This window comes from Aneurinibacillus aneurinilyticus ATCC 12856, from assembly GCF_000466385.1.
Classification (GTDB): domain Bacteria; phylum Bacillota; class Bacilli; order Aneurinibacillales; family Aneurinibacillaceae; genus Aneurinibacillus; species Aneurinibacillus aneurinilyticus.
This window is the reverse complement of record NZ_KE952784.1, coordinates 24,532-35,271: the sequence shown is the minus strand read 5'-3', so window position 1 is coordinate 35,271 and position 10,740 is coordinate 24,532. Positions and strand designations below refer to the sequence as shown.

Annotated in this window: 8 protein-coding genes; all 8 read right to left on the bottom strand. The window is 45.4% G+C overall.

What is annotated here, in order from left to right:
- Window positions 1–304: 304 nt before the first annotated feature.
- Window positions 305–1,594: a glutamate-1-semialdehyde 2,1-aminomutase gene (gene hemL, locus HMPREF0083_RS12240; protein WP_040302544.1), complete on the bottom strand. Its 1,290-nt coding sequence runs from the start codon at window positions 1,592–1,594 to the stop codon at window positions 305–307.
- A 26-nt stretch (window positions 1,595–1,620) separates the two neighbouring features.
- Window positions 1,621–2,601, bottom strand: a complete 981-nt coding sequence (hemB, locus tag HMPREF0083_RS12235; RefSeq protein ID WP_040302542.1) for a porphobilinogen synthase — start codon at window positions 2,599–2,601, stop codon at window positions 1,621–1,623.
- 22 nt (window positions 2,602–2,623) lie between these two features.
- Window positions 2,624–3,403: a uroporphyrinogen-III synthase gene (locus HMPREF0083_RS12230; RefSeq protein ID WP_021621697.1), complete on the bottom strand. Its 780-nt coding sequence runs from the start codon at window positions 3,401–3,403 to the stop codon at window positions 2,624–2,626.
- Window positions 3,400–4,326: a hydroxymethylbilane synthase gene (gene hemC, locus HMPREF0083_RS12225; protein WP_021621696.1), complete on the bottom strand. Its 927-nt coding sequence runs from the start codon at window positions 4,324–4,326 to the stop codon at window positions 3,400–3,402. The genes HMPREF0083_RS12230 and hemC overlap by 4 nt, the downstream gene beginning before the upstream one ends.
- 15 nt (window positions 4,327–4,341) lie before the next feature.
- The gene (locus HMPREF0083_RS12220) at window positions 4,342–5,163 is read right to left on the bottom strand and encodes a cytochrome C assembly family protein (RefSeq protein WP_021621695.1); all 822 of its coding nucleotides are present in this window, start codon (window positions 5,161–5,163) and stop codon (window positions 4,342–4,344) included.
- Between the two features lie 30 nt (window positions 5,164–5,193).
- Window positions 5,194–6,552, bottom strand: coding sequence for a glutamyl-tRNA reductase (gene hemA, locus HMPREF0083_RS12215; RefSeq protein ID WP_021621694.1), 1,359 nt, complete (start codon window positions 6,550–6,552; stop codon window positions 5,194–5,196).
- Between the two features lie 350 nt (window positions 6,553–6,902).
- Window positions 6,903–9,071, bottom strand: a complete 2,169-nt coding sequence (locus tag HMPREF0083_RS12210; RefSeq protein ID WP_021621693.1) for an RNA degradosome polyphosphate kinase — start codon at window positions 9,069–9,071, stop codon at window positions 6,903–6,905.
- Window positions 9,072–9,152: 81 nt separating this feature from the next.
- Window positions 9,153–10,682 carry a Ppx/GppA phosphatase family protein gene (locus HMPREF0083_RS12205; protein WP_021621692.1) on the bottom strand — a complete coding sequence of 510 codons (1,530 nt, stop codon included), beginning with the start codon at window positions 10,680–10,682 and terminating at the stop codon, window positions 9,153–9,155.
- Between the last annotated feature and the right edge of the window lie 58 nt (window positions 10,683–10,740).

Sequence of the window (10,740 nt, the reverse complement as noted above, 5' to 3'; positions counted from 1 at the left end):
TCTCCCGCCCCGTTAATACCCAGATGTTTTGCCGTTCCGGCCTTGGCGCCACAAAGCGGCCGTGTCTCTACCTCGTGAGAAAGACGAGGGAACACGCCGACGCGTGCACCTTCTTTCTTCCACCTTATGGATAATCAACAGGCATGATTTTTCATTATTTCACATTTTTCACAAAATCAAAATATTAAAGTGAAAATATTCACAAATGGTTCATTTATCATACATAAACAGTGTTAAAGCTTTCAAACAAAAAAGGGATGTCTCGCCAGTCGCGGGACATCCCTAAACGTTATTGCATTTATTTTCACAGCTGCTTTAACGCCTGATAATTCGCTTCGATCGTCCGTTCGATATCTTCATCCGTATGTGCCGTAGATACAAACATCCCCTCAAACTGGGATGGCGGAAGAGATACGCCGTAATCCAACATTAGACGGAAATATTTTGCAAAGCGTTCCAAATCAGATGCCTTTGCCGTCTCGTAGTTAATAACTTTTTGGTCGTTGAAGAATACTCCTACCATTGAACCTACGCGGTTGAGCTGAACCGGGATACCAGCTTCTTTCGCATTCGCTGCGATGCCTTCTTCAAGACGAGCGCTTTTACGCTCCAATTCCTCGTAAACCCCTGGTTTGCCCAGCTCTTTTAATGTTGCATACCCAGCAGCCATTGCCAACGGGTTACCAGAGAGTGTTCCTGCCTGATATACCGGACCATCCGGTGCGATTTGACGCATGATTTCCTCTTTACCGCCATAAGCACCAACCGGCAGACCACCGCCAATTACTTTCCCCATCGTCGTTAAATCCGGCGTAATACCGAAACGTCCTTGCGCACAATGGTATCCAACACGGAAGCCTGTCATAACCTCATCAAAAATGAGCAAAGTGCCATGTTTCTGTGTTAGCTCACGCAAACCTTCCAAAAAGCCTGGGAGCGCTGGAACTACACCCATATTACCTGCTACTGGTTCCACAATGACAGCGGCCAGTTCATCACCAAAACGGTCAAACGCTACCTTGGCGCTTTCCAAATCATTGTACGGTACAGTAATCGTATGGGTCGCCACAGATGAAGGCACGCCAGGGCTATCTGGCAAACCGAGCGTTGCCACACCGGAGCCTGCTTTAATTAGCAAGCTATCACCATGACCGTGGTAGCAGCCTTCAAACTTCATAATTTTATCGCGCTTCGTATAGCCGCGTGCCAACCGCAGAGCACTCATGGTTGCTTCTGTACCGGAATTGACCATCCGTACCACTTCAACAGAAGGTACAATCTCACACACAATTTTGGCCATATTGGTCTCCAATACGGTCGGTGCGCCGAAGCTTGTGCCTTTCTCCAGCACTTCGCGCAAGGCTTCCTGTACTACCGGATGACAATGTCCAAGGATAAGAGGGCCCCAAGAGCCTACGTAATCAATATATTCATTACCGTCCACATCGTAAATCTTCGAGCCGAGGCCACGCTCCATATAGACCGGATTCATACCTACCGATTTAAACGCACGCACCGGACTGTTTACGCCCCCTGGCATGTATTTCTTTGCCTCAGTGAAACTTTGAATCGATTTATCATATCCTCTTTGCATTCCGTGTTCCTCCTGTTCCATCTTAACTAATCGATTTCTTTCAGCCAGCGTGCCGCATCTTTCGCGGAATACGTAAGAATCATATCGGCACCGGCCCGTTTCAGACCGGTCAGAAGCTCAAGCGTAATCCCTTTTTCATCCACCCATCCACGTTCGGCAGCTGCCTTAATCATCGAATATTCTCCGCTTACGTTGTAAGCCGCTACAGGAAGATCAAAGTTATCTTTCACTTCACGAATAATATCCATGTAAGCCATGGCCGGCTTCACCATCAGCATATCCGCGCCTTCTTCTACATCAGAAGCCGCTTCACGCAATGCTTCCCTACGATTAGCCGGATCCATCTGATATGTCTTACGATCGCCGAATTGCGGTGTCGAATGCGCAGCATCACGGAACGGTCCGTAGAATTGGGATGCGTATTTTACCGCATATGACATAATCGGTGTATTAATAAAGCCCGCTTCATCCAGTCCGTGACGAATCGCAGCTACAAATCCATCCATCATATTGGATGGTGCAATCACATCTGCACCAGCGGCTGCCTGAGATACGGCCGTTTTGACGAGCAGTTCCAAGCTGGAATCGTTATCGACATATCCTTCATGAATCATACCGCAATGTCCATGTTCCGTATATTGACATAAACAAGTATCAGCCATCGTCACAAGCTCCGGGGACCATCCTTTGATTTTGCGGATCGCTTGCTGAACGATTCCATTCTCAGCATACGCCTCCGAACCACATGCATCCTTTTCATTCGGTACACCGAATACAATAATCGATTGAATTCCCAGCTCGGTTACCTCTTGAACTTCCTGCTCCAATCTGTCGAGTGAGTAGTGGAACACACCCGGCATAGAAGAAATCTCCTGCTTCACATTGTTTCCCTCTACTACGAACAACGGATAGATGAAGTCGTTCGCATGCAGGTGTGTTTCGCGGACTAGGTTTCTCATCGCTGCTGTCGTACGCAGGCGACGATGACGTTGAAAATATAAAGACATTATCATATCCTCCTTCGGGATACTACCCGGTATAATTCGACATAGACTCAATCAGCCCGTCAATACTATATTCATTGCCTACTATATGGACTTGAAGCCCCTCCTCCCGTACCGCCCTTTCCGTGATTGGACCAATAACAGCGATATGTACGCCTTCTAGGTACCGTTGTCTTTCAGCCAAACTGAAACCGGACAGAAAATAACGTACGGTCGATGGACTTGTAAATGTAATAATATCAATTTGTTTTGCTTTCAGCTCATTCATGAGCTGGGCAATGCTTCCTTCAGATTTTACCGTATCATACGCGGGCGCATCTGTCACTTCTACACCAAGCGCCGCAAGACTCCTGGGCAACACCTCGCGTCCAATGGAAGAACGGGGAAGAAGCACCTTCTGTCCTGATTTTAATTTATCATGCATTGTTTCAATTAGGTGTTCAGCTGTAAATTTACCAGGGATATGTTGTACAGAAAGGCCCCTTGCTTCTAGCGCGGCGGCCGTCCTTTTCCCTACCGCAGCAATTCGACCAATGAATTCCTCCATGCTCACACCAAGTTCCTGTATACGCTGAAAGAAAAAAGCAACTCCATTCACACTGGTGAAAAAAATCCAGTCAAATGTGGAAAGTCGCCGTAGCGCACCGTCAAGTACTGTCAAATCCGGAGGAGGAACGAACCGAATCACTGGGCAAACAACCGCTTCTCCACCCCGCTCTTCGATTTTTTGAATAAGTTCGCCCGCTTGCTCGCGCGCTCTTGTCACTACAATACGCTTGCCTGCGAGGGAATAGTCCTTATTCATGCTTGATTATCCTTATATACTTTCTCCAGAATTTCATCCGCACCCTGCTCTTTTAGCTTATAAGCCAGATTAACGCCCAATGCTTCCGGATCTTCACTTTCCATCTTTTCCTTCAGTATCGTGCCACCATCCGGCTCAGCCACAAGCCCTGTTAAAGAAACCCTATCATCCGCAACGTTGGCATAGGCGGCGATCGGTACTTGACATCCGCCTTCAAGCGTACGCAGAAAGGCACGTTCTGCCTTAACAGCAAGCGCTGTATCCTTGTCATTTAATTTATCGAGCAGCGCTAATAATTCCGCATCGTTCTCCCGACATTCAATGGCTAATGCTCCTTGGCCAACTGCAGGCAAGCTAATATCTACCGGTAAGAATTCAGTAATGTTGCCGTTCCACTGCATACGCTCCAGACCCGCAGCAGCAAGAATAATGGCAGAGAAACTTTCTTCTTTCAACTTGCGCATCCGCGTATCAATATTGCCGCGAATAGGCTCAATCACAAGGTCTGGGCGAAATGCTTTCAACTGGGCTGCACGGCGCAGGCTGCTTGTACCCACGATGGCTCCGGACGGCAGTTTGTCAAGCGGCTGATTGTCTTTACTAATGAGCACGTCCCTCACATCTACCCGCTTCGGTACACAGCCAATCATAAGACCTGGCGGAAGCATAGCCGGCATATCCTTCATACTATGTACAGCCATGTCAATCTCTCCACTGAGCAGCGCCTGTTCGATTTCTTTAACAAAAAGTCCTTTTCCGCCTACTTTGGATAGTGTCACATCTAGGATACGATCGCCTTTTGTAACAATTTTCTTCACTTCGAATTCGAACGGTAACCCAAAGCTTTTTAGGCGTTCGATTACCCAATTGGTCTGTGTCAAAGCCAGTGCGCTCTGTCTCGAGCCTACTACAATTTTTCTCATCTTATATCTTCCTCCCTATAGCCACTGATGAAAAGATAAAATCGATCCGGAGATCAAGTAGTTCAGCAAAATCAGAGAAAACGCCGCCGCATTCCATAAAGCCAACTTCCGACCAGCCCATCCATACGTAACCCGCTGGTATAAATAGAGGGAATAGACGGCAAGTACGGCCACCGAGACAAGCACCTTCGGATCCAGCCAAATATTTGTGCTAACTTTAATATGTGCCCAGATGGCGCCCAGAATAAGGGCTAGTAATAACAACGGCACTCCCACCATATTCAGGCGATACGAATATAAGTCAAGCAACCCAAGCCCTGGGAGTCTCTGCAGCCATTTATTCCACATCTTCTGCTTCAACATTCGGTCTTCAACCAGATACATTAGTGAAAAAATAAATGAAAGCGAGAACATACCGTATGCAAGCAGCGCCAGACTAATGTGAATGAACAAAAGTTCTGATGTGAGGCGTTCTGTTACCATGGGTGACGCATCTTTATTAGCGAAGAAGTTTAATGCCAGTACGGCAAAACCAAGCACGTTCGTAAAAAATACTAATAAATCAATGCGGAACAAGTAATTGATAATTAGGGAAAAACTAACCAATATCCACGAATAAAAAAAGAGCGTCTCAAATAGCGTCAATACAGGAAAATATTCTTTCTCCAGCATGCTGAGGACAAAAAAGACGCTTTGCAGCGTCCATACAACGGCAAGCAGCCAGAAGGCAATTCGATTCACCTTCCGGCTGCGGTTTAGAAAATCTGCAAAGTACAGCAGAATGCTGCAAGCGTAAATATAAACGATAGCATCGTAGATTAAGCTTTCATGAAGCAAAGGGCATAACTCCTCTCCTCAGGAGCGAAACTAGAAAGCCTGCTGTTCAGTGAGTGCTCGTCGATGACGAACCGGAATATAAGAAGCTTCTTTCTCCTCTGCTTCTTGCTCCGCCTCTTCAAACGAGTTCTCCAACGCGAACAGTTTGATAAACATATCCAGCGCTTCATCCGCGCCCGGCTGTCCGGCCATTTCCTTAATACGGACAATCGGATCATGCATAATCTGGTTAATCAGACTGCGCGTCTGTTTATTAATCATTCGAATTTCCTTCTCAGTTAACTCCGGACATTTATTTTCGATATTACGCATCGCTTCCTGCTGATGCGTAAGAAGCTTCTCACGTAGTGCACTAATTAGAGGCCCTACTCCCAGTGTGTTAAGCCATGCTTTAAAAGTAACCAGCTCTTCACCGATCATAATGCCGATTTTCTCGGCTTCACGGGCTCTCTCACGCATATTGGCGGCAACAATGCCTTCCAGGTCATCAATATCATACAAATATACCCCATCCAGATCGTTAATAGCCGGGTCTAGATCACGAGGTACCGCAATATCTATCATAAACAGCGGACGTTGGCGACGCTTGCGCATGATCGTCTCTACATCACGCTTTGTGACTACATAATCATCCGAACCAGTTGAACTGATGACAATATCGGCAAGCACAAGCGCATCCTGTAATTGTTCCATCGGCATAGCCATCCCACGGAACTTCTCTGCCAGCGAGACAGCACGCTCATATGTGCGATTAGCGACAAGTACACGCGGAGCACCATTTGCATGAAGGTGCTTTGCGGTTAATTCACTCATCTTGCCCGCTCCGAGTACCAGAACAGTTTTATTGTCAAAGTAACCGAATACTTTCTTACCAAGTTCAATAGCAGCATAGCTTGTCGAAACAGCATTCTTATTAATTTCTGTTTCTGAATGGGCGCGTTTGGCCAGCGTAATTGCCTGTTGAAACAGCTTATTAAACACCGTACCTGTAGCACCCTGTGACTGGGACAGTGCGTATGCATCTTTAATCTGTCCGAGAATCTGTGTCTCGCCAAGCACCATGGAGTCTAGACCACAGACCACATGGAATAGATGCCGTACAGCCGCGTCATTTTCTTTAATATAAATATGATCAATGAACTCTTCACGCGGTACATCGAACCACTCCGACAAATAATTTTTGATGAAGTGGCGGCCTGTGTGTAATTGATCGACGACCGCATAAATTTCCGTTCGGTTACAGGTGCCAACAATTACACACTCTAATATGCTCTTTGTGTTCTGCAGCTTCGCCAACGCTTCCGGCTTGTCCTGCTCCAAAAATGCGAATCGCTCACGGATCTCCACCGGGGCCGTACGGTAATTTAATCCGATTGTTAGAATGTGCATAATTGACACCCCATCTACTTTCTTATGTTCATATCTCTTATTGTGCGCTATCCTGGCTTTGCTATACTATGCGCTCGTTTTCACATGTACCTAATTATATCACTTTCTATATTTAAACCCGAAATGAAATATGAAAAATTTATGAAGATCAGTACGTATTCATACCCTATATAGTGTCGTCGCTTTTTACATTATAACAGAAAAAGTGTAGAGGATAAAACGATTGCACCTTACTGTTCACAAGCTGTTCAAAAAAAGTCCTAGCCAATGGAGTAAGGAACCTGTAAAAAAGGAAAAATCGTCTATACAAATGAAGCATTCCAGACATATGCCGGAATGCTTCTCTTACTTTATACTTCTTCTACATGCGTTTTCGGTTTTAACTGTTTCATATAAGGAGTTTGCCGAATTTTTTTCATGTTTTTTACAGCTACATTGTGAAAGTGCAGCTGACTATGCACCCGCTTCTCCCCTTCCATCGGCTGTATTATTGTATAGATGCCCTGGGAATCCAATACCCTTGCTTTCACATTATCCTGCAATTGTACGCTGAGTATTTCTTTGACTCGCTTTTTAAGCGACTCTACTTCAACCGGAAACATAATTTCCACACGTCGTTCCATGTTGCGTGTCATCCAATCAGCACTCGAAAGATACACACGTTCGTCACCACCGTTCTGGAAATAAAAAATACGGGCATGTTCCAGAAAACGATCGACGATACTGCGCACACGTATGTTTTCGCTCACACCTGGAATACCAGGGCGCAGGCAACAAATACCGCGAATAATCATATCGATTTGCACACCGGCCACCGATGCTTTGAACAATGCTTTAATAAGCTTTTTATCTGTAAGAGCGTTCATTTTCAAAATAATATGTCCGGGCTTCTCCGGTGTGCTTTTCGCAATTTCATTATCGATTAACTGCAAAATTTTATTACGCAATCCGTTCGGCGCAGCTTCTATCTTTTTCCACTTGGGTGTTTTCGAATACCCGGAAAGATGATTGAACATATAAGAAGCGTCAATACCAAACTGCTCATCACATGTAAACATACCTAAGTCTGTATACAGCCGGGCTGTCGAATCATTATAATTTCCGGTGCCTAGATGCACATATCGTGCAAGTTTTTGCCCTTCCTGACGTACTACAAGCGTAACTTTGCAGTGCGTTTTCAGCCCTACCAATCCATAGATGACATGGCAGCCTGCTTTCTCTAATTTTTTAGCCCAGACAATGTTGTTTTCTTCGTCAAATCGCGCTTTCAATTCCAACAGCACAGTTACCTGTTTGCCATTCTCTGCTGCTTTTGCCAGCGCATTGACAATTGGAGAATCCCCGCTGACCCGATACAGTGTCTGCTTAATAGCCAGTACATTCGGATCTTCCGCCGCCTGCTTAACGAAGTGAACAACCGGATCAAATGATTCGTACGGATGATGTACAAGAATATCTTTATGAGCAATTGCCTCAAATATGTTATTCTCTCCGATAAAATCAGCCGGCGGCTGAGGCGGCAGACTTCGATAACGCAATTCATTATAACCGGGTACAGAGTAGAATTTCATCAGGAATGTAAGATCAAGCGGTCCTGGCACCTCATAAACATCGCATGACTCAATCTCTAAGGATTCCTGTAGAATCCCCTTCATATAATCATCCATATCGCGGGTCACTTCCAAGCGCACCGCTGCACCCCAACGACGCTTTTTCAGCTCTTTCTGGATTTCTTTCAGCAAATCTTCCGCGCCTTCCTCATCCAGGGTAAGATCGGCATTACGCGTAATACGAAATGGCTTAACCGACAGAATGCGGTTGCCTCTGAACAAAGAGTCAACATAATGGCAGATTACATCCTCCAGCAAAATGAACTGTGCTATGCCTTCTTGACTCGGCAGTTGAATATAACGCGGCAGAACAGAAGGAACCTGTACAACCGCAAATAAAACTTTGCTCTTTCCATCCTTCTCGCTTTCCAGCATTACAGCAAGATTAACGCTTTTGTTTAACAGCATAGGAAACGGTCTGCTTGCATCCACCGCCATTGGTGTTAGCACAGGGTAAATCCGTTCGTAGAAATAGGTACGTAAAAATGCACGCTGTTCTTCCGTTAAATCCTCCGGCTTTGAGAAGGAGATGCCGTATGAGGCTAGAAGTGGAATAAGCTCCTGATGCAACAATTCATATTGCCTATCTACCATATTGTGCGCTTCGACTGAAATCGCCGCCAGCTGCTGCCGCGGCGTCATGCCCGCCTTGTTCTCTGGCGTAGTAATACCATGCTTTTCCTGATCTTTCATGGAGCCTACACGTACCATAAAGAATTCATCCAGATTAGAGCTGGTAATAGCAAGGAACTTGAGTCGTTCCAATACCGGATTGTCCGTATCCTCAGCTTCTTCCAGTACACGGCGATTGAACGCCAGCCAGCTCAGCTCCCGGTTAATATAATAGGACGTATAATCAAAGTCCACCTTATCTTCCCGTTCGTTTACAATAATACTTTCCCCCATCATTCTTTCCCTCTTTCAAGCATAATTTTTATCATTTATCCCGCCTTAACGGGCAGTAATACCTCTATAAAGTGAAATTTCACCTTATGGTTTCATCCACTCAATCTGAAGCGGAAACCCAAACTGTTTTTTAAATTTCTTTTTATGTTCTTCCAGCGTCTTCGCTTCCAAGGATCGCCCATCTATATTCCCCCTGCAATGCATCATAATTGCGTCGCTTGTACGCATAAGCATCACTTCGGACACCTGTTGGCTTTCCGTCCGATCCAATGCCCGCCCTATTAGCAAGAGCGCCCCTAGCTGTTCTACCATTTGCTGCTCGCCCTCTGTTATCATCGATTCATACGAAGCTGCTAGCTGCTGCATCCGTTTCGATCCCTTATACGAAGCGATTAGGGCTGCGAGAAGACGTTGCTTATGCGTAAGTCCTGGAAGAAGCACATGAACCATTAAATAAAAAGTATGCTGTTGCCATTCCCCAAGATTAATCGTGCGTCCGATGTCGTGCAAACGCGCAGCGATGCTTAGCAAGAGCCTTTCTTCTGTACCGTACCTATGTAATCCTTCAGTGGCCAATTGTTCAAACAGTGTACAGCACAAATAATCTACATGCTGCGCATGCAGCACGTTCACTTTATAATGAATCATAAGAGCGCGAATTCCTTCTTCAATTACATCTTTCACAAGTGCGCCGGATTTTGCCTTCAAGCGTGACTCCATATATACGCCGTCACGCAATCCTTTATTACTGACAATAAAGCGCTCGCTTCCAATGTAACTCAAAAGAGCTTTAATAATAACGATACCTGCGATAACAATATCCGCTCTTTCTTTCGACAACCCTTCTACCCCCTGCATCTGCATTGGAGAAAGGTCTTTCAGATGATGAAAGACGGCGTCAACCTGGTATTTTTTCATTTCATAATGATGCAAACTGGCAAACGGGTAGCGCATCATCTTTTGATGAATTTTTGCCAGATTGCGCACTGTCCCTCCCATGCCGACAATCGGAAGCTCTTTCCCTCTCAACCAGGTGTAGGAGGTAAATTGAGCTGTTATATACTTTTCTAATGCTACCAGCTCTTCCATAGTTGGGATTTCTCCCTGAAAGAACTGTCGCGTCAACGTTACGGCACCAAAAGGAAAGCTATGACTCTCGATTAATCTTCGATCCGAAACTCTTACTAATTCCGAACTGGCGCCACCAATATCAATCGTAAATCCTTCAGTCACACACATTGAATTCACTACAGCCAGATAGCCGTAATATGCCTCTTCTTCTCCAGAAAGTACACGAAATGAAAAACCAGTGACTTCCCGGATTCGTCTTAGGAATCCTTCTTTATTTCTTGCTTTGCGTACAGTCGCCGTCGCTACACCTGTGACGGATGAAACGGCTCGTGCCTCGCAAAGTTGTCGATATTGAGTCAGAACCCTTATTACTTCTGCTATGCCCTGCTCGACAATTTCATTACGTTCATTAAGAAATGTATTTAGGCGAATCGTGTTCTTTATGTTATCGACCTCATAGGAGGCTCCTTCAGCTGCTTCATAATAAATTACCAGCCGTACAGAGTTTGAGCCCATGTCAATAACTGCTCTATATTTATCCATTGGTAATCAGCCCTGTCACATCGTTTTGTTGTTTATATTGGCTATTTTAATAAAAAAA